General features: G+C 71.7%; 17 protein-coding genes and 2 pseudogenes. 7 read left to right on the top strand and 12 right to left on the bottom strand.

Features of this window, described 5'->3' with window-relative positions; genetic code table 11:
• Positions 1–9: 9 nt before the first annotated feature.
• The 3 genes and pseudogenes from KV557_RS44870 to KV557_RS17020 form a co-directional block, all read right to left on the bottom strand.
• Positions 10–977, bottom strand: a pseudogene (locus tag KV557_RS44870) (NTP transferase domain-containing protein).
• A gap of 16 nt (positions 978–993) precedes the next feature.
• Complete coding sequence (locus KV557_RS17025) at positions 994–1,935, bottom strand: MBL fold metallo-hydrolase (protein WP_218201053.1); 942 nt, start codon at positions 1,933–1,935, stop codon at positions 994–996.
• A 133-nt stretch (positions 1,936–2,068) separates the two neighbouring features.
• A complete protein-coding gene (locus KV557_RS17020; protein WP_218201050.1) occupies positions 2,069–2,704 on the bottom strand; it encodes an FMN-dependent NADH-azoreductase in 636 nt (211 codons plus the stop codon).
• A 107-nt stretch (positions 2,705–2,811) separates the two neighbouring features.
• Between KV557_RS17020 and KV557_RS17015 the strand changes: the two genes are divergently transcribed.
• Entirely contained in the window at positions 2,812–3,219 is a 408-nt protein-coding gene (locus KV557_RS17015; protein ID WP_218201049.1) for a winged helix-turn-helix transcriptional regulator, read from the top strand.
• Between the two features lie 97 nt (positions 3,220–3,316).
• Here KV557_RS17015 and KV557_RS17010 read toward each other — a convergent pair whose 3' ends face one another.
• Positions 3,317–4,081 carry a polyprenol monophosphomannose synthase gene (locus KV557_RS17010; RefSeq protein WP_218201047.1) on the bottom strand — a complete coding sequence of 255 codons (765 nt, stop codon included), beginning with the start codon at positions 4,079–4,081 and terminating at the stop codon, positions 3,317–3,319.
• Positions 4,082–4,403: 322 nt separating this feature from the next.
• On the opposite strand from KV557_RS17010, the gene manA reads away from it, so the two are divergent.
• On the top strand, positions 4,404–5,594 hold the full coding sequence (gene manA / locus KV557_RS17005) for a mannose-6-phosphate isomerase, class I (protein WP_218201045.1): 1,191 nt from the start codon (positions 4,404–4,406) through the stop codon (positions 5,592–5,594).
• 32 nt (positions 5,595–5,626) lie between these two features.
• Here the strand turns inward: manA and KV557_RS17000 are convergent, their stop codons facing one another.
• Positions 5,627–6,433: an alpha/beta fold hydrolase gene (locus KV557_RS17000; RefSeq protein ID WP_218201043.1), complete on the bottom strand. Its 807-nt coding sequence runs from the start codon at positions 6,431–6,433 to the stop codon at positions 5,627–5,629.
• Positions 6,434–6,537: 104 nt separating this feature from the next.
• Positions 6,538–6,870, bottom strand: a pseudogene (locus KV557_RS16995) (DUF4097 family beta strand repeat-containing protein); the annotation flags it as partial.
• 17 nt (positions 6,871–6,887) lie between these two features.
• On the opposite strand from KV557_RS16995, the gene KV557_RS16990 reads away from it, so the two are divergent.
• Entirely contained in the window at positions 6,888–7,583 is a 696-nt protein-coding gene (locus KV557_RS16990; protein WP_218201207.1) for a GbsR/MarR family transcriptional regulator, read from the top strand.
• A 16-nt stretch (positions 7,584–7,599) separates the two neighbouring features.
• On the opposite strand, the gene dnaB is transcribed toward KV557_RS16990, so the two are convergent.
• On the bottom strand, positions 7,600–9,231 hold the full coding sequence (gene dnaB / locus KV557_RS16985) for a replicative DNA helicase (protein ID WP_218201042.1): 1,632 nt from the start codon (positions 9,229–9,231) through the stop codon (positions 7,600–7,602).
• 441 nt (positions 9,232–9,672) lie between these two features.
• Between dnaB and KV557_RS16980 the strand changes: the two genes are divergently transcribed.
• Positions 9,673–11,013 carry an MATE family efflux transporter gene (locus KV557_RS16980; protein ID WP_218201040.1) on the top strand — a complete coding sequence of 447 codons (1,341 nt, stop codon included), beginning with the start codon at positions 9,673–9,675 and terminating at the stop codon, positions 11,011–11,013.
• A gap of 117 nt (positions 11,014–11,130) precedes the next feature.
• On the opposite strand, the gene rplI is transcribed toward KV557_RS16980, so the two are convergent.
• The 4 genes from rplI to rpsF all read right to left on the bottom strand — a co-directional run bounded on the left by rplI (position 11,131) and on the right by rpsF (position 12,898).
• Positions 11,131–11,577 carry a 50S ribosomal protein L9 gene (gene rplI, locus KV557_RS16975; RefSeq protein ID WP_153461394.1) on the bottom strand — a complete coding sequence of 149 codons (447 nt, stop codon included), beginning with the start codon at positions 11,575–11,577 and terminating at the stop codon, positions 11,131–11,133.
• A 17-nt stretch (positions 11,578–11,594) separates the two neighbouring features.
• Positions 11,595–11,831 carry a 30S ribosomal protein S18 gene (gene rpsR / locus KV557_RS16970; RefSeq protein WP_030304537.1) on the bottom strand — a complete coding sequence of 79 codons (237 nt, stop codon included), beginning with the start codon at positions 11,829–11,831 and terminating at the stop codon, positions 11,595–11,597.
• 80 nt (positions 11,832–11,911) lie between these two features.
• A complete protein-coding gene (locus KV557_RS16965; RefSeq protein WP_218201038.1) occupies positions 11,912–12,511 on the bottom strand; it encodes a single-stranded DNA-binding protein in 600 nt (199 codons plus the stop codon).
• Between the two features lie 96 nt (positions 12,512–12,607).
• The gene (rpsF, locus tag KV557_RS16960; RefSeq protein WP_218201037.1) at positions 12,608–12,898 is read right to left on the bottom strand and encodes a 30S ribosomal protein S6; all 291 of its coding nucleotides are present in this window, start codon (positions 12,896–12,898) and stop codon (positions 12,608–12,610) included.
• Between the two features lie 316 nt (positions 12,899–13,214).
• On the opposite strand from rpsF, the gene KV557_RS16955 reads away from it, so the two are divergent.
• The 3 genes from KV557_RS16955 to KV557_RS16945 all read left to right on the top strand — a co-directional run bounded on the left by KV557_RS16955 (position 13,215) and on the right by KV557_RS16945 (position 15,845).
• The gene (locus KV557_RS16955) at positions 13,215–13,514 is read left to right on the top strand and encodes a hypothetical protein (RefSeq protein WP_218201034.1); all 300 of its coding nucleotides are present in this window, start codon (positions 13,215–13,217) and stop codon (positions 13,512–13,514) included.
• Positions 13,515–13,678: 164 nt separating this feature from the next.
• A complete protein-coding gene (locus KV557_RS16950) occupies positions 13,679–14,797 on the top strand; it encodes a lipid II:glycine glycyltransferase FemX (protein WP_218201032.1) in 1,119 nt (372 codons plus the stop codon).
• A 13-nt stretch (positions 14,798–14,810) separates the two neighbouring features.
• Positions 14,811–15,845: an alanine racemase gene (locus KV557_RS16945; protein WP_218201030.1), complete on the top strand. Its 1,035-nt coding sequence runs from the start codon at positions 14,811–14,813 to the stop codon at positions 15,843–15,845.
• A 16-nt stretch (positions 15,846–15,861) separates the two neighbouring features.
• Here the strand turns inward: KV557_RS16945 and KV557_RS16940 are convergent, their stop codons facing one another.
• Positions 15,862–17,439: a glycosyltransferase family 87 protein gene (locus KV557_RS16940; protein ID WP_218201027.1), complete on the bottom strand. Its 1,578-nt coding sequence runs from the start codon at positions 17,437–17,439 to the stop codon at positions 15,862–15,864.
• Positions 17,440–17,614 lie beyond the last annotated feature (175 nt).

Here is a 17,614-nt window from a genome sequence, read left to right as displayed (position 1 = left end):
CGAAGGTGCTCACGGCTCGCCCGGCCCGTCGGCGGCGGTCCACCGCTCGGCAAGCGCGGCAGTTCGCCGGGCAGCCTCGGCAACGGCCTCCGGCCCGCCACCCTGCTGGGCGGCCGCGTAGCCGATCAGAAAGGCGGTCAACGGCGCGGCCGGACGAGCCACCCCGTGCGCGACCACCCGGGCGAGGTCCAGCAGTCCACGAACATCGACGTCCAGGTCGATGCCCAGCTCGGCCCGGACCTCGGCGATCCAGTCATCCAGCGTGCGCTCCATGCGCCCCATGCTGCCCGATCGGCGGTTTCCCCGGAATGTTCACCCCATGTGCAGGGCGCGTCGTTTCCCTCACGGCCGCCGACACCCGAGGTGAGAAGCCCGGGAACGGCCTCCCCCGGCTGCTACCCCCGGTCGCGCTCCCGGGCCTGTTCGAGGTCCTCCCAGGTGTCGCAGTCGTACGCCACGTTGTCGGTGTCCGCGACCAGCAGCGTGGCGAGGCCTCCAGTGAGGCGGCGCAGGGGGAGGCCGGCCGGATCGCCGAGGCCGGCCAGGGCGGTGCGGAGGGCGGCGGTGCGGTACGCGGCGGCGAGGGGCTGGTCGCGGCCGCCGGCGTCGACCAGGACGGCGGCCTCGACGGCCGGGCCGCCGAGGTCGAGGGCGGAGGCGAGCCGGTCGACCGTCCGCCGGTCCAGGAACGGCAGGTCGGCGGCGAGCAGCAGCACCGCTTCCGCGGTGACCAGGTCGAGTCCGGCCGCGACGGCGGCGACCGGCCCGCCGCCGGGCGGCTGCTCGCGGGTCCAGCGGACGCCGGCAGCGGCGGTGGGCCTGGCCGGGCCGACCACCACGGTGGTGCGGGCGCCGGTGCAGGCGGCGAGGACCCGGTCGAGCAGGGTGGTCTCGCCGACGGTCAGCCCGGGCTTGTCGGCCCCGCCGAGGCGCCGGGCGGCCCCGCCCGCCGGAACGATCACGTCGTACGGCGTCATGCGGCCAGTATCCGCCCTACTCTGCCGGCCCCTCCTCGGCCGTCCCCTCCTCGAACGACTCCTCCGACTCCGCCGCCCGCCCGACGTTCGCCGCCGCGCCCAGCTCCAGGATGACCGGCAGCGTCAGCTCCCCGTACCGCTCGTTCACCGCCGTGGTCAGCGCCTCCGCGTCGTCCGGGTGCTCGGCCAGCAGCCGGTCGAAGTCCTGCAGGTACTCGCCGGTGAAGGCGAGCACCCGGGCCGCGTCGTCGCCCTGTTGCGGCGCCCGGTGCCCGGCGATCACCCGGTCCACGCCGAGGTCGGCGATCCGGCCGAGGTTGTGCCCCCAGGTGGTGCGCTGCGCGGGGGTGGTGTCGGCGGTCCAGACGTGCGTGCCGTTGTAGACGAAGTCGCCGGCGATCACGGTCCGGATGCTCGGCACGTGCACGACCGTGGAGTCGCCGCAGTCGCCCTGGCCGAGCAGGAGGACGGGAATGACCTGGCGGTCGAGCATCAGCGGCTGCGGCAGCAGCGGGGCCGGGATCAGCGGGTGGTCGGGGATGTCGTCGCCGTACACCGGCTTCCACTGGGCGACCTTGGCGGCGGCGGTGCGCCGGATGCCGTCGACCACGGCGGGTGCGGCGAGCAGCTGGGCCTCGGGGAAAAGCTTCAGCACTTCCTCGGCGCCGAAGTAGTGGTCCGGGTGGTGGTGGGTGACGACGATGGCGAGCAGGCGGCGGCCCTTGCCGGCCACCCATTCGGCGAGTTCGCGGCCGGCGCTGCGGGTGAGCTGGGCGTCGACCAGGATCGCGGTCTGCTCGCCGAGGATCAGGGTGGAGGTCGCGAAGAACGCCGATTCGGGGCCGGTGAAGACGTCGACCTCCAGCGGCCGGACGGGCCGGTCCCCCTCCTCGGCCGCCACGGCATCGGCGTCCGCACGCTCCGCGCCGGCGCTCTCCTCGGGCGGGGACGACGTCACGGGCTGCTCCCTCTGGGTCGGCGGTCGGACTCCCTGCGCCCTACAGCATGGGAGCACGGGCGGCCGAACACGCGGAAGGCGCGCCCGGCGGGGCGCGCCTTCCGGCGAGGGTCACATGCGGGTCGCCGGCGGGTCAGGCGGCGAGCGCCTTGGCCTTGCGGGCGGCGTCCTCCAGGGCCTTGGCCTTGGACTCGGCGGCCTTCGGAACGAAGTCGGCCATCGCCGGGACCTTCGGTGCGAGGGTGAACTCGGGGACGATGAAGTCGACCTCCAGCCCGAGCATGCCGGTCAGCACCTTCTCCAGGTAGGTGGTCACGAACTCGTACGGCTCGCGAGGGGCGCCGGGTCCGTACGAGCCGCCGCGCGCGGCGATCACGGTGACCGGGGTGCCCTTGGCGGAGGGCGTCTCCCCCGCCGTGCGGCCCATCAGGATGACCTGGTCGAGCCAGGCCTTGAGGGTGGACGGGATCGTGAAGTTGTACATCGGGGCGCCGATGACGATCGCGTCGGCCTGCTCCAGCTCGGCCATCAGCTCCTCGCGCAGCGCGAGGGCGGTGGACTGTTCGGCGCTGCGCCCCTCGGCCGGGGTGAAGGTGGCGGAGATGCCGTGCCCGTCGAGGTGCGGGATCGGGTCGACGGCCAGGTCGCGGTAGATCACCGTGCCGTCGGGGTGCTGGGCCTGCCAGGCGGCCCGGAACGCCGCCGAGACCTCGCGGGAGACGGAACCGTCGGCGACGGCGGACGAGTCGATGTGCAGCAGGGTGGGCATGACAGTACCTCCATGGGATTAGTAGCTGCTCTTTCCGCCGCAGCTATAAGTACCGTAGCAGCTTACTTTTCTGCAGTCACTAGGGATCGGTCCGGTAGGCTGGATGCATGTCCGAGCACGAGGTAGTGACCGACCGGGTCCCGACCGCCTCCGAGGCGTGCGCCGGGGATCAGGGCACCTGCTTCAACGTCGAGCTGGCCCTCACCCGCGTGTTCTCCCTGCTCGGCAAACGCTGGACGGGCCTGCTGGTGGGCGTGCTCAACCACGGCGGCCCCGCCTACTTCTCCGAGCTGCGCCGCGCCGTCCCCGGCATCAGCGAGCGCATGCTCTCCGACCGGCTGACCGAGCTGGCCGACGCCGGGCTGGTCCTCCGCGAGGTCGATGCGGGCCCGCCGCTGCGGGTCAGCTACCGCCTCACCGACGCCGGCGCGGCCCTGCGGCCGGCGCTCAACGAGCTGGCCGTCTGGGCCGACCAGTACCTCCCGGAGAGCGCCCTCAAGCAGGGCGGCTGCTGACCCCGCCCCCTGGCACGACACCCCCGGGCACAACACTTCCGGACACGACAAGGGCCCGCCTGCTGTCCCCCAGCAGACGGGCCCTTCGTCAGACGTCTCAGCGCTTCTTCGCGCCCCGCAGCCGGGCCACCCGGTCGGCGATGCCCCAGGAGGTCACCCGCCAGAGCGCCTCGATCACGATGTTGCGGCTCATCTTGGACGCGCCGAGCTCGCGCTCGACGAAGGTGATCGGCACCTCGGCCACCTTGAACCCGGCCTTCACCGTGCGCCAGGCCAGGTCGACCTGGAAGCAGTACCCGGCGGAGGCCACCTGGTCCATGCCCAGCCCGAGCAGCGTCTCCTTGCGGAAGGCCCGGTAGCCGCCGGTGACGTCCCGGATCGGCACACCCAGCATCAGGCGCGAGTACGTCGAACCGCCGCGGGACAGCAGCAGGCGGGACTTCGGCCAGTTCACCACCCGGCCGCCGGGCACCCAGCGGGAGCCGAGCACCAGGTCGGCGCCGCGCAGCGCGCTCAGCAGCCGGTCCAGCTCCTCGGGCTGGTGGGAGCCGTCCGCGTCCATCTCGACCAGGACGTCGTAGCCGTTGTCGATGCCCCAGCGGAAGCCCGCGAGGTAGGCGGCGCCCAGGCCCTCCTTGCCCTTGCGGTGCAGGACGTGCACGTTCGGGTCCTCGGTGGCCAGCTTGTCGGCCAGCTCGCCGGTGCCGTCGGGGCTGTTGTCGTCGGCGACCAGGACGTGCGCCTCGGGCACCGAGGCGCGGACCCGGCCGACGATCCGCTCGACGTTCTCCGCCTCGTTGAAGGTCGGGATGATCACCAGCACCTTGCCGAGGTCAGCAAAACGCGGCTGGTTCACGGTCACGTACAAACCTCTCGGCCAATGGCGGGAGTGCCAGTCACCGTCGCCCGCACTCCGGAATGCCGCTCCCGTCGGCGACCCGCCGACTGGGTGACCGCGGCGGAAACTGCTGCGCACGGTGGAAACTACTGCCTGGCATCCTACTACCGCGCCTGCGAACTGCCGGTCCGACCACGGCACTCCCACCGGACGCCCGCCGTTTCCCCTCAGGTGACACGGGTCGGCTAGGGTCGATGCCCTGCCCCGGCCCGGACCCGCCCGCCCGGCCCGTTTCCCGACGATCCGGCGCACCCCGCCACAGCAGCGAAGGAGTAGGACCGCGCGCATGGACCGGCTCATCAACACCATCCGCCCGTACGCCTGGGGGTCGGTCACCGCCCTCCCCGAGCTGCTCGGACAGGAGCCCACCGGCGAGCCGCAGGCCGAGCTGTGGATGGGCGCCCACCCCGGCGACCCGTCCCGTACCGACCGGGGCGACGGGCCGCGTCCGCTGGACGAGCTGATCACCGCGGACCCGGAGGGCGAACTCGGTGCCATGACCGTCGCCCGGTTCGGCCCCACCCTGCCGTTCCTGCTGAAGATCCTCGCGGCCGGCATCCCGATCTCCATCCAGGCCCACCCCACGCTCGACCAGGCCAAGGCCGGCTTCGCCGCCGAGAACGCCCTGGGCATCCCGCTGGACGCCCCCGAGCGGAACTACAAGGACGCCAACCACAAGCCCGAACTCGTCTGCGCACTGGGCGAGTTCGAAGGCCTCTGCGGCTTCCGCCCGGCCTCCGAGGCCGCCGAGCTGATGGCCGGGATCTCCGTCCCGGGGCTCGACCCGATCATCGACCTGCTGGCCGCCGAGGACGAGTCCGAGGCCCTGCGCGGCGCCCTGGCCGCCATCCTCACGATGGACGACAAGACCGCCGAGGAGACCGTCCGGGAGACCGCCGAGGTACTGGCGCTCACCAGCCCGGACGGGGAGTACGCCCCGTACCACCGGATCGCCCGGGACTTCCCCGGCGACCGCGGCCTGATCGCCGGAATGCTGCTCAACCACGTCCGGCTCCGCGCCGGCGAGGCCCTCTACCTCGGTGCCGGGGTGCCGCACGCCTACCTGCACGGCGTCTGCGTCGAGCTCCAGGCCAACTCCGACAACGTCCTGCGCGCCGGGCTCACCCCGAAGCACATCGACGTGCCCGAGCTGATGAAGGTGGTGGCGTTCGAGTCCGGCGCCCCCGCCGTCCTCCGCCCCACCCCGGTGCCTGCCACCTCCGGCGAGGAGCTCTACCCCGTCCCGATCGACGAGTTCCGCCTCTCGCGCTTCGTCCTGGACGGCCAGGACCGCGAGATCGACGGCCGCACCCCGCAGATTCTCCTCTGCACCGCCGGCGCCGCCCGCCTCACCGCGCCCGACGGCACCACGCTCACCCTCACCCGCGGCGAGTCCGCCTTCCTCCCCGCCACCGGCACCCCCACCCGTGTCTCGGGCACCGCCACCACCCTCTTCCGCGCCACTATCACCATCTGACGCGCCGGCCGGCGCCGGCCGGCGGTGGCGGCTCAGCCGACCTTGTCGCGGGTGGCGGCGAGCTCGCGGACCGCGTCGGCGACGGCTCGGGAGTCGTTGCGCAGGATCTTGGAGTGGTTGCTCGGGGCCTTCGCGCTGACCCGGATGTTCGGGTTGCGGGCGAGGATCGGGTTGAGGTTGGCGCGAAGTTCTTCCATCACCTTCGCGTTGGCGCCCAGGTTGCCGCCCGTGCCGAGGACGTACCGGGTGGGTGCGGTCACCTGGTCGAGGACCGGGCCGAGGGCGGCGGGCGCGCACAGGTCGATGAGTTCGAGGTTGATCTCGGCGTGCTGGGCGGCGCTCATCCGGGCGGCCAGGCCGAGCCGGCGGCAGATCGGGAAGAGCGGGCTCAGGCGGCGGAACAGCGTGCGGACCTGTTCGCGGGTGGCCTCGTCGAGCGGCTCGCTCGGCAGGGCGCCGTCCACGGACACCGCTGCCCGGACGCGGTCGGGGTTGCGGGCTGCCCAGTGCATCGCGATCAGTGCGCCGTAGGACCAGCCGACCAGGATCGGCCGCTCGACGCCCCGCGCCTTGAGGACGGCGTCGAGGTCGCGCAGGCAGGCCTCGAAGGAGTAGTCGGTGGCGGTGTCGGACTTGCCGCGGGCGCGCTCGTCGTAGGTGATGTGCCGGAAGTCGCCACCGAGGTCGGCCATGACGCGCCGCCAGTGCTTCTGGTCGGCGTAGGAGCCGTTGAGGTAGACCACGGGAGTGCCGGGGCCGCCGGTGTCGGTGACGGCCAGGGCGGTGTCGTCGACCGACACCATGCCGGTCCAGGCGGCAGCGGACTGCTTGATGGTCATGGTGTGCCTCTCTCCGGGGTCAGGGGTGGATCAGAAGCGGTGGATGGTGATGCCGCCGTAGGAGGTGCGGCCGCGGCTTCGAGCGCGGCCGCACCACGGGCTCCTCAAAGGCTGCGGGCGGTGATGTCGCCGTAGGCGGTGGTGGCGTGGATGTTCAGCTCGGCGGCGGCGCCGGCGGTGTTGTTGAGCGCGTTGTGGATCCGGCCGTAGCTGGTGCCGGCGTCCAGGGAGGCGGAGACCCCGCGGGCGGCGCCGACCGACACCTCGCCGGACTCGGTGCGCAGCACGACCGTGCCGTGCACGGCCTCGGCGATGCGGATGTCGCCCTTCTGGGTGCTGATCTGGGCGGGGCCGCCCAGTCGGCCGAGCGAGACGTCGCCGGCGAGGAGGGTGAGGCGGGCGCTCGCGGTCTCGTCGAGCTTGACGGAGGCCTGCGCAGCAGGAACGCCAGCAGATCGCGCTGGGACTGGCCGACGGCCTCGCCTATGCGGAGATCGCCAGACGCCTGGACCGTCCGACCTCGACGATCACGCGTGAGGTGATGCGCAACGGCGGCCCCACCGCCTACCGCGCCGACCTCGCCCACCGCGCCACCGAACACCGCGCCCAACGCCGCAGGCAGCCCGCACCCCGGGACCCGCAGGCGCCCCCGCAGCCCCACGGACGCGACGCCGACGCGGTGCGCGAGTACGAGGAGATGTTCACCACCGTCGTCATGCAGTCGGGCCTGGCCAAGATGATGTCCCGGGTGCTGGCCTGCCTCTACACCACCGACGCGGGCAGCCTCACCGCGTCCGAACTCGTCCAGCGCCTCCAGGTCAGCCCGGCGACCATCTCCAAAGCGATCGCGTTCCTCGAAAGCCAGGGCCTCGTCCGCCGGGAACGCGACGAACGCCGCCGCGAGCGCTACTTCGTCGACGACGACATCTGGTACCAGTCCATGATGGCCAGCGCCCGCGGCACCGCCCAGCTCGTCGAAACCGCACGCCAGGGCGTCGGCGTCCTCGGCCCCGGCACCCCGGCCGCCGCCCGCCTGGAGAACATCGCCCGCTTCCTCGACTTCATCTCCGAGAGCATCACCCGCGCCGCGGAGCAGGGCCGCGAAGTCCTCCACACGCAACCCGAAACGACCTCGGACAGCACTGCCTGAGCCACGCTCAGGCGGATCAGTCGCGGGTCATGTCGACGAAGCGGGAGTAGTGGCCCTGGAAGGCGACGGTGATGGTGGCCGTCGGGCCGTTACGGTGCTTCGCGACGATGAGGTCGGCCTCGCCGGCGCGGGGGGACTCCTTCTCGTAGGCGTCCTCGCGGTGGAGCAGGATGACCATGTCGGCGTCCTGCTCGATCGAGCCGGACTCGCGCAGGTCCGAGACCATCGGACGCTTGTCGGTGCGCTGTTCCGGGCCACGGTTCAGCTGGGACAGCGCGATGACGGGGACTTCCAGCTCCTTGGCCAGCAGCTTCAGGTTTCGGGACATGTCCGAGACCTCCTGCTGGCGGTTCTCGGCCCGGCGGGAGCCGCCGGACTGCATCAGCTGGAGGTAGTCGATGACGATCAGCTTGATGTCGTTGCGCTGCTTGAGCCGGCGGCACTTGGCGCGGATCTCCATCATCGACAGGTTCGGCGAGTCGTCGATGAACAGCGGCGCCTCGCTGACGTCGGGCATCCGGCGGGCGACCCGGGTCCAGTCGTCGTCCGTCATGTTCCCGGAGCGCATGTGGTGCAGCGCCACCCGGGCCTCGGCGGAGAGCAGGCGCATGGCGATCTCGTTGCGCCCCATTTCGAGCGAGAAGATCACGCTCGGCAGCTTGTGGTGGATCGAGCAGGCGCGGGCGAAGTCCAGCGCGAGGGTGGACTTACCCATGGCGGGGCGGGCCGCGATGACGATCATCTGGCCCGGGTGCAGGCCGTTGGTGAGCTGGTCGAAGTCGGCGAAGCCGGTCGGGACGCCAGACATCTGGCCGTTGCGGGAGCCGATCGCCTCGATCTCGTCGAGGGCGCCCTCCATGATGTCGGCGAGCGGCGCGTAGTCCTCGTTGGTGCGCTGCTCGGTGACGGCGTAGATCTCCGCCTGGGCCGCGTTGACGATCTCGTCGACGTCGCCCTCGGCCGCGTAGCCCATGCCGGCGATCCGGGTGCCGGCCTCGACCAGGCGGCGCAGCACGGCGCGCTCGTGAACGATCTGGGCGTAGTACTCGGCGTTGGCGGCGGTCGGGACGGAGTTGACCAGGGTGTGCAGGTAGGGGGCACCGCCGACGCGCTGGAGCTCGCCGCGCTTGGTGAGCTCGCCGGCCACGGTGATCGGGTCGGCCGGCTCGCCACGCGCGTACAGGTCGAGGATCGCGCCATGGATCATCTCGTGCGCCGGCCGGTAGTAGTCGGCCGGCTTGAGCACCTCGACGACGTCGGCGATGGCGTCCTTGGACAGCAGCATGCCGCCGAGGACGGACTGCTCGGCCGCGAGGTCCTGCGGGGGGACGCGCTCGAAGCCGTCGGTGCCGCCCGGGCCCTCGTCGTCGCGGCGGTCGCGGCCGCCGTCGCGTCCGCCCTTGCCACCCTTGCCGCCCTGGAAGCCGCCGCCCTTCTGGAAACCCCCGCCCTTCTGGAAACCGCCCTGGCCGTTGCCCTGGCCGTTGCCCTGGCCGTTGCCGCGATTGCGGGAGACCGGAAGCCGGTCACCGGGCCCGTCCGGGAACGGCGCGTCGTCGAAGGCGCCCGCGGGGAAGGGGTCCTCGGCGGTCTGCCAGTCCTCCTCCGGCGGCGGGGCGTCGTGGTCGTCGTACTGGGGGCCGGTCACGCGTGTTCCCCGATCAGCGAGTGGTGCGAGTTGGAGCGCACCTTGCCGGTTTGGCTGCGCTCCTCTTTGTACGGCACCGCACCGACAAATCGGACGCCGGGGCGGGTGGGAGTGTCGGACGGAGGGCCCACGCTAAGGCGCCGGACGCCGTTCAGCCAAGACGGTTATCCACAGGGGGTGTGGACGAGCGGCCCAGGGCTGTGGAGAACTGCGGCAAACCTGTGGACGCCCCTGTGGAAGACCCTGTGGATAACCACACCATCGATCCACCGTCAACCTGTTGACCTGGGATTACCTCTTCCGAGGCCTGTGCATGAGAAATTCTTCACACACTGCCGGGTGGCAGTGGGCACACAGGGCGTCGAGTGCCTCGCTCAGAATTTCGAGTAATAGACATATGCACATAGCAGCCATTACCTGTGGATGAGTAGCCTGGAGCCCATGACCGCCCCTCCCTCAGCGCCGACCCCGGCGAGACGCCGGCATGACCGCGAGATCCTCGCCCTGGCGATCCCGGCCTTCGGCGCCCTCGTCGCCGAACCGCTCTTCCTGATGGCCGACTCGGCGATCGTCGGCCACCTCGGCACCCCCCAGCTGGCCGGCGTCGGCGTCGCCTCCGCCGCGCTCACCACCGCGACCGGCGTGTTCGTGTTCCTCGCGTACGCCACCACCGCCGCCGTGGCCCGCCGGATCGGCGCCGGGGACCGCCGGGCGGCCGTCCAGCAGGGCATCGACGGCATCTGGCTGGCGCTGGCCCTGTCCACCGTGGTGGTCGCCCTCACCCTCCTGCTGGCGCCCCGGGTGGCGGACGTCCTGGGCGCCTCGGACACCGCCGCGCCGTATGCGGTGACGTATCTGCGGATCAGCGCCCTGGGCATCCCGGCGATGCTCATGGTGATGGCCGCCACCGGCGTGCTGCGCGGCCTCCAGGACACCCGTACGCCGCTGGTGGTGGCCGTCACGGGCTTCGCCGCCAACATCGGCCTGAACGCCGGCCTGGTGTACGGCGCCGGGCTCGGCGTGGCCGGTTCGGCCTGGGGCACCGTGCTGGCGCAGACCGGGATGGCCGTCGTCTACGTGGTCGTGGTGGTCCGTGGGGCCCGCCGGGAGCAGGCCTCGCTGCGGCCGGACGCCGCAGGCATCCGGGCCAGTGCCAGGGCGGGCGGCCCGCTGCTGGTCCGGACGGTGAGCCTGCGCGCGGTGCTGATGATCGCCACCGCGGTGGCCGCCCGGCTGGGTGACGACGAGGTGGCCGCGCACCAGATCACCATGACGCTGTTCAGCTTCCTGGCCTTCGCCCTGGACGCCATCGCGATCGCCGGCCAAGCGATCATCGGCCGCTACCTGGGCGCCTCGGACGTCCCGGGCGCGAAGGCCGCCACCCGCCGGATGGTCGAGTGGGGCATCGGCTCCGGCGTGGTGCTCGGCCTGCTGGTGGTGGCCACGCGCCCGCTGTACGTCCCGCTGTTCACGCCCGATCCGGCGGTGCAGGCGCAGCTGAACACCGTCCTGCTGCTGCTCGCGCTCAGCCAGCCGGTGGCCGGCCTGGTCTTCGTGCTGGACGGGGTGCTGATGGGCGCCGGGGACGGCCCCTACCTGGCCTGGGCGGCGATCGCCACCCTGGCGCTGTTCGCCCCGGCGGCCCTCGCGGTGCCGGCCACCGGGACCGGGCTGGCCGGGCTCTGGTGGGCGATGAACCTGTTCATGCTGGTCCGCGGTGCCTTCCTGAGCCGGCGCGCCCGCGGCGGCAAGTGGCTGGTCACCGGCGCCGTCCGGAACTGAGCCGGCACTGAACCCGGCACCGAACCCGCCACTGAAACCGCCACTGAACCCGACGCAGAACGCACCGAGGGCCGGACTCCGCGGAGGAGTCCGGCCCTCGGGCCACTGCTACGGAACTCAGGCAGCGACGACGGCGACGTCGAGGTTGGCCTGGACGTCGGCGTGCAGCTTGACCGAGACCTTGTGGGTGCCCACGGTCTTGATCGGCGAGGCGATCGCGACGGCGCGCTTGTCCACAGCCGGGCCGCCGGCGGCCTTGATGGCCTCGACGACGTCGGCCTGGGTCACCGAACCGAACAGACGGCCGGCCTCGCCCGAGCGAACGGCCAGCTTGACCTGGACGCCCTCCAGCTTGCCCTTGACCTCGTTGGCGGCCTCAAGGGTCTGGATCTCGTGGATCTTGCGGGCGCGACGGATGGCGTCGACGTCCTTCTGACCACCCTTGGTCCAGCGGATGGCGTAGCCACGCGGGACCAGGTAGTTGCGGGCGTAGCCGTCCTTGACCTCGACGACCTCGCCGGCGGAGCCGAGACCCGGCACCTCGTGCGTGAGGATGATCTTCATTACTTGGTCACCCTCTCTTAGCGCGCGGTGCTGGTGTAGGGCAGCAGCGCCATCTCACGGCTGTTCTTCACGGCCGTGGCGACGTCACGCTGGTGCTGGGTGCAGTTGCCGGTGACCCGGCGGGCACGGATCTTGCCGCGGTCGGAGATGAACTTCCGCAGCAGGTTCGTGTCCTTGTAGTCAACGTAGTTGACCTTGTCCTTGCAGAAGACGCAAACCTTCTTCTTCGGCTTGCGAGCAGGCGGCTTCGCCATTGTGTGCTCCATTTGGGGTTCACGGCCCGGCGGGCGTCACTCGACGCCGGCGGCCGGGCCGCACGAAATCTGTCAGCTCTTTAGAACGGGGGCTCTTCCGAGAAGCCGCCACCGGACGGGGCACCCCAGCCGCCGCCCTGGTTGCCGCCGGACGGGGCGCTGGACGCCCACGGATCGTCGGAGGGGCCGGACTGGCCGCCGCCGGAGTTTCCACCCCAGCTGCCGCCGCCCTGCTGGCCGCCACCGCCGCCCCAGTTACCGCCCTGGCCGCCGCCCTGCGGGCCGCCGCCAAAGCCGCCCCCGGGGCCGCCGGACCGGTTGGCCCGGGTGACCTTGGCGGTCGCCGAGCGCAGGCTCGGGCCGACCTCGTCGACCTCGACCTCGAAGACCGTCCGCTTCTCGCCTTCCTTGGTCTCGTAAGACCGCTGGCGCAGTCGGCCCTGCACGATGACGCGCATGCCGCGCTGCAGCGACTCGGCCACGTTCTCCGCCGGCTGCCGCCAGACGTTGCACGTGAGGAAGAGGCTCTCGCCGTCCTTCCACTCGTTCGTCTGGCGGTCGAAGGTGCGGGGGGTGGACGCGATACGGAACTTCGCGACCGCCGCACCGGACGGGGTGAAGCGCAGCTCGGGGTCGTCGACGAGATTGCCGACGAGGGTGATGACGGTCTCGCCTGCCATGGTGGTGATGACCTCTCGGGAAGATGTCCGTTCGCCGCTGTTTCACGTGAAACAGCGGACGCGAGCTACCCGAGACCCGAAGGCCTCAGAGGTGGCTCAGTGGGTGTCCGGGCGCAGGACCTTGGTCCGGAGAACCGACTCGCTCAGGCCAAGCTGGCGGTCGAGCTCCTTGACGACCTCAGGCGTGGCCTTCAGGTCGATGACCGAGTAGATGCCCTCGGACTGCTTGTTGATCTCGTAAGCCAGACGGCGGCGACCCCAGGTGTCGACCTTCTCCACCTTGCCGCCGCTGTTGCGGACGACGGTGAGGAAGTTCTCGATCAGGGGGGAGACAGCGCGCTCCTCGACCGAGGGGTCGAGGATGACCATCAGCTCGTAGTGACGCATGAGTAACCCACCTCCTTTGGACTCAGCGGCCACGGTCTCTCCGTGGCAGGAGGGTTGTGCAGCGTCGGCACCGGAGCTGTGACGACACCGGCCCACCGTAGCGGCCGGGTCCGACAGTCGGGCCCCACTCACCCGAACGGGCAGTCGCCCCGAAGAGGGCGCAAGGGGGCACAACTACACCAGTGCAGACGGCACAGCCTACCCGCACCCGTACGGCCGAACAAAACGCATAGGGGTTGTGAGACCCGTCCAACCGCCGCAATCTGGACGGAACGGGATTCCTGCCCGTTCGTCTCCACGCCAGGAGGTGGGACACATGGCCCAGTCCGTCCACCGCATGCCCGCCCTCACGCTCAACACCGACGGCCACCCGCACCCGCGGGAGAACACCCTGGTGGCGCTGACCGCCCTGCTGGGCGTGATCGCCTTCACCACCTCGTTCTTCCACAACCTGCACCTGCTGACCTCGTGGACCGGCCTGTTCGGCATCGTCGCGGGGCTCTGGGGCATGTTCGTCTCGGTCACCACCGCCGAGCGCTTCGTCCTGATGATCACGCTCGGCGCCTCCGCGGTCGGCTTCTACCTCGGCATCGCCCGCGGCGGCCTCTGGGGCTGACACTCCCCGCGAGGAACCCTCGGCGCCCCCGTCGCGTATCTGGAGAAGACAGGTACGCACGGGGGCGCCGTCGTGCCCGCACCGGCGGGGGCCCGTGCCCCGGACGATAAGGTCACCCCGAGAACCTGGGGCCACTGCAGCCCGACCAACGAGGAGCACCGAGCATGAGCCTGCGCCTGAGGACGATCACCCGCGAGGAGCACCTCGCCTTCATCAGGAGCCGCGCCTCGGCCAGCCACATGCAGGTGCCGGCCTGGGGCGACGTGAAGGCCGAGTGGCGTTCGGAGTCGATCGGCTGGTTCGACGACGCCAACCAGCTCGTCGGCGCCGGCCTGGTGCTCTACCGGCAGCTGCCGAAGGTCAAGCGCTACCTGGCCTACCTGCCCGAGGGCCCGGTCATCGACTGGTTCGACCGCGACCTCGACCGCTGGCTCTCCCCGATGCTGGCGCACCTCAAGTCGCAGGGCGCCTTCTCGGTGAAGATGGGCCCGCCGGTGGTCATCCGCCGCTGGAACGCCCCCACCATCAAGGAGGCCATCGCCGCCAAGCAGGCCAAGCGCCTGCGCGACATCGAGGCCGACTGGTACGAGCCGCGCGCCTTCGAGGTGGCCGACCGGCTGCGCAAGGCGGGCTGGCTGCAGGGCGAGGACGGCGGCGCCGGCTTCGGCGACGTCCAGCCCCGCTACGTCTACCAGGTGCCGCTGGCCAACCGCTCGCTGGACGACATCCAGAAGGGCTTCAACCAGCTCTGGCGCCGTAACATCAAGAAGGCCGAGAAGAGCGGCGTCGAGGTGGTCCAGGGCGGCTACGACGAGCTGCCGATCTTCCACCAGCTCTACCTGGTCACCGCCGAGCGCGACAAGTTCACCCCGCGCCCGCTGGCCTACTTCCAGCGCATGTGGAACGCCCTCAACGCCGAGGACCCGAACCGCATGCGGCTCTACATCGCCTACCACGACGGCGAGCCGCTGGCCTCGACCACGATGCTCGTGGTCGGCGAGCACGTCTGGTACTCCTACGGCGCCTCGGCCAACCACAAGCGCGAGGTCAAGCCGTCGAACGCGATCCAGTGGCGGATGATGCGCGACGCCTACGCCCTCGGCGGCGGCGTGTACGACCTGCGCGGCATCAGTGACACCCTGGACGAGAACGACCACCTGTTCGGCCTGATCCAGTTCAAGGTCGGCACCGGCGGTCAGGCGGCCGAGTACCTCGGCGAGTGGGACTTCCCGCTCAACAAGCTGCTGCACAAGGCCCTCGACCTCTACATGTCCCGCCGCTGAGGAGGCTGACCCGATGACGCTGTCGCTCTACCTCGAAACCGAACGCTGGCGCGCCCACCAGCGCTCCGTCCTCGCCGAGTTCCCCGGCCTGGTGCCCGTCGCCAAGGGGAACGGCTACGGCCTGGGCAATCACCGGCTGGCCGAGGAGGCGACACTGCTCGGCACCGGGGTGCTGGCCGTCGGCACCGCGTACGAGGCGGCCGACGTCGCCGAGTGGTACGGCGGCGAGCTGCTGGTGCTCACCCCGTACCGGGTCGGCGAGGAGGTGCTGCCACTGCCGCACGCCCGGGTGATCCGGACGGTGGCGAGCGTGGACGCGCTGCGGTCGCTGCACGGCGCCCGGGTGGTGCTGGAGTGCATGACCACCATGCGCCGGCACGGCGTGAGCGCGGCCGACCTGCGGACGGTGGCCGCCGAGCTCGAGGGCGTCGCCTTCGAGGGCCTGGCGCTGCACCTGCCGATGGACCGGCCGGACGGCTCCAGCCCGGTCGAGGAGGTGGCGTACTGGGTGGACACCGCCCGGGCGGCCGGGGTGCCGGTGCACACCGTGTTCGTCAGCCACCTCGGCGCGGCCGGCATGGAGCAGCTGGCCCAGCGCTACCCGGACACCGTCTTCCGGGCCCGGATCGGCACCCGGCTCTGGCTGGGCGACCACGGCGCGCTGGAGGTCCGGGCGACGGTGCTGGACGTCACCCCGCTGAAGAAGGGCGACCGCTACGGCTACCGCCAGCACCCGGCGCCCTCCGACGGCCACATCGTGGTGGTCGCCGGCGGCACCGCGCACGGCATCGGCCTGGAGGCGCCCAAGTACGTGCAGGGCATGTCCTCGCGGGCCAAGGGCATCGCCCGGGCCGGCCTGGCGACCGTCAACAAGACCAAGTCGCCGTTCCACTGGGCCGGCAAGCAGCTGTGGTTCGCCGAGCCCCCGCACATGCAGGTCTCGCTGCTGTTCCTGGACGGGGAGACCAAGCCGCCGGCGATCGGCGACGAGCTCGGTCTCCAGGTCCGGCACACCACCACGCACTTCGACCGCGTGGTGGACCGCTGACCCGACCGTCAGGCCGTCACGCCTTCTCGGCCGGCTCCGGCAGTTCGGGCTCGTTCAGCCACTGCTCGGGGCCGGCCGGCGCGTAGGCGGCGTAGCTCTCCTCCTCGCGCAGCCGCCGGGCGGTGCCGACCACGAACACGTCGGGGGCCCGGTCGAGCACCCCGCCGGACGGGTCGTCACTGCCGTCCCAGCGCACCGGGTCACGGTCCGGCAGCAGGAGGTCACGGACCACCAGGCCGACCAGGTAGAGCGTGCCGAGCAGGTGCAGCACGATCGCGAAGTGGTACCAGGCCTCGCCGATCCCGTGCTGCTTGGACCCGGTGACGAAGCCCAGGTGGGACCAGATGCCCAGGGTGTACAGCACCTCGCAGGCCTGCCAGATCAGGAAGTCCCGCCAGCGCGGCCGGGCCAGCACCGCGAGCGGCAGCAGCCAGAGCGCGTACTGCGGCGAGTACACCTTGTTGACCAGCACGAACAGGGCGACCACCAGGAAGGCCAGCTGCGCGAACCGCGGGCGGCGGGGCGCCGAGAGGCCCAGCCACGTTATGGCCACGCAGCCCAGCACCATCAGCGCCGCGACGTAGGCGTTGAGGTACTCCAGCCCGACCCCGCGGTTCTGCATCAGGATCAGCCAGAACGAGCCGTAGTCCTCGGTGCGGTGGTTGCTGAAGACGTAGAAGGTCGCCCAGCCCTGCCAGTCGGCGATCATGATCGGCAGGTTGACCAGCAGCCAGGCGCCGACCGCGCCGCCCAGCATCGCGCGGAACTCGCGCCACTTGCCGGCCCGCCAGCACAGCACCAGCAGCGGGCCGATCAGCAGCAGCGGGTAGAGCTTGGCGGCGGTGGCCAGGCCGATGAAGACGCCGGCCCAGACCGGGCGGGAGCCGGCCCACCAGGCCATCGCGACGGCGGCGAGCGCAACCGCGAGCAGGTCCCAGTTGACCGTGGCGTTCAGCAGCAGGGTGGGCGCGAGCGCGAACAGCAGGGCGTCCCACGGGCGGCGCCGGTGGGTGCGGGAGAGGGCCACCACGGCGACCACCGCGCAGGCCATCAGCAGGCCCGCGTTGATCGCCCAGAACCACTGCTCCTGGTCCTGCTGGCTGCCGCCGCCGGGCGTCAGCCAGGCCGCGATCTGCATGAACAGGCCGGTCAGCACCGGGTATTCGAGGTACTGGAGGTCCCCCGAGCTGCCCGGGATGCGGTCCACGTACGGGTGCAGCCCGGCCGAGAAGCCGCGGCCGGAGAACAGGTGCGGGATGTCGCTGTAGCAGGCGTGGATGTACTGCGGCGACCCCGGCTGGAACCAGGCCTGCTCGTAGCAGGGCGCCTTCTGCACCATGCCGAGCACCGAGACCACGATGACCGCGAGCGCCAGGAAGCGCGCCGGGATCCACCAGGAGACGCCCAGCAGCGCCCGGCGGCCGGGCGGGCCGCCGAACACCTCGCTGCCGGCCGCCGCCACCGCGTCCTCGTCGGCCGGGACCACCACGGTGTTGACCGGCGGGCCGGCCGTGGCGACGGGCGCCGGGGCCGGCCCGACGGCGTCGCTGGGCCCGGTCAGGCCGGCGGATTCGTCAGGAGCGCTCGACGTCATGCCGGACATCCTGCCGCACCCGACCCGGCAGGACGAGGAGGCCCCCGCAACGGGCCTGCGCGGGCGGCGGCGAAACATGACGAAACGGCGGTGGGGGGCCTCCGCGGAGGACCGCCACCGCCGTTCCTGTCGTTGCCCGGGCCGGTGTCCGGCCTCGGTCAGGGCACCAGGGTCA

The sequence above is a fragment of the Kitasatospora aureofaciens genome (assembly GCF_019192735.1).
Lineage (GTDB): Bacteria > Actinomycetota > Actinomycetes > Streptomycetales > Streptomycetaceae > Kitasatospora > Kitasatospora aureofaciens_A.
Note: the sequence above shows the minus strand (reverse complement) of the source record. Positions and strands in the feature narration are given on the sequence as shown.

Excerpts from the sequence above, each read along its gene's own strand:
- KV557_RS17020 (WP_218201050.1), bottom strand. The coding sequence starts at position 2,704 with ATGCCCACCCTGCTGCACATCGACTCGTCCGCCGTCGCCGACGGTTCC.
- KV557_RS17015 (WP_218201049.1), top strand. The coding sequence starts at position 2,812 with ATGTCCGAGCACGAGGTAGTGACCGACCGGGTCCCGACCGCCTCCGAG.
- manA (WP_218201045.1), top strand. The coding sequence starts at position 4,404 with ATGGACCGGCTCATCAACACCATCCGCCCGTACGCCTGGGGGTCGGTC.
- KV557_RS17000 (WP_218201043.1), bottom strand. The coding sequence starts at position 6,433 with ATGACCATCAAGCAGTCCGCTGCCGCCTGGACCGGCATGGTGTCGGTC.
- KV557_RS16980 (WP_218201040.1), top strand. The coding sequence starts at position 9,673 with ATGACCGCCCCTCCCTCAGCGCCGACCCCGGCGAGACGCCGGCATGAC.
- rplI (WP_153461394.1), bottom strand. The coding sequence starts at position 11,577 with ATGAAGATCATCCTCACGCACGAGGTGCCGGGTCTCGGCTCCGCCGGC.
- rpsR (WP_030304537.1), bottom strand. The coding sequence starts at position 11,831 with ATGGCGAAGCCGCCTGCTCGCAAGCCGAAGAAGAAGGTTTGCGTCTTC.
- KV557_RS16965 (WP_218201038.1), bottom strand. The coding sequence starts at position 12,511 with ATGGCAGGCGAGACCGTCATCACCCTCGTCGGCAATCTCGTCGACGAC.
- rpsF (WP_218201037.1), bottom strand. The coding sequence starts at position 12,898 with ATGCGTCACTACGAGCTGATGGTCATCCTCGACCCCTCGGTCGAGGAG.
- KV557_RS16955 (WP_218201034.1), top strand. The coding sequence starts at position 13,215 with ATGGCCCAGTCCGTCCACCGCATGCCCGCCCTCACGCTCAACACCGAC.
- KV557_RS16950 (WP_218201032.1), top strand. The coding sequence starts at position 13,679 with ATGAGCCTGCGCCTGAGGACGATCACCCGCGAGGAGCACCTCGCCTTC.
- KV557_RS16945 (WP_218201030.1), top strand. The coding sequence starts at position 14,811 with ATGACGCTGTCGCTCTACCTCGAAACCGAACGCTGGCGCGCCCACCAG.
- KV557_RS16940 (WP_218201027.1), bottom strand. The coding sequence starts at position 17,439 with ATGACGTCGAGCGCTCCTGACGAATCCGCCGGCCTGACCGGGCCCAGC.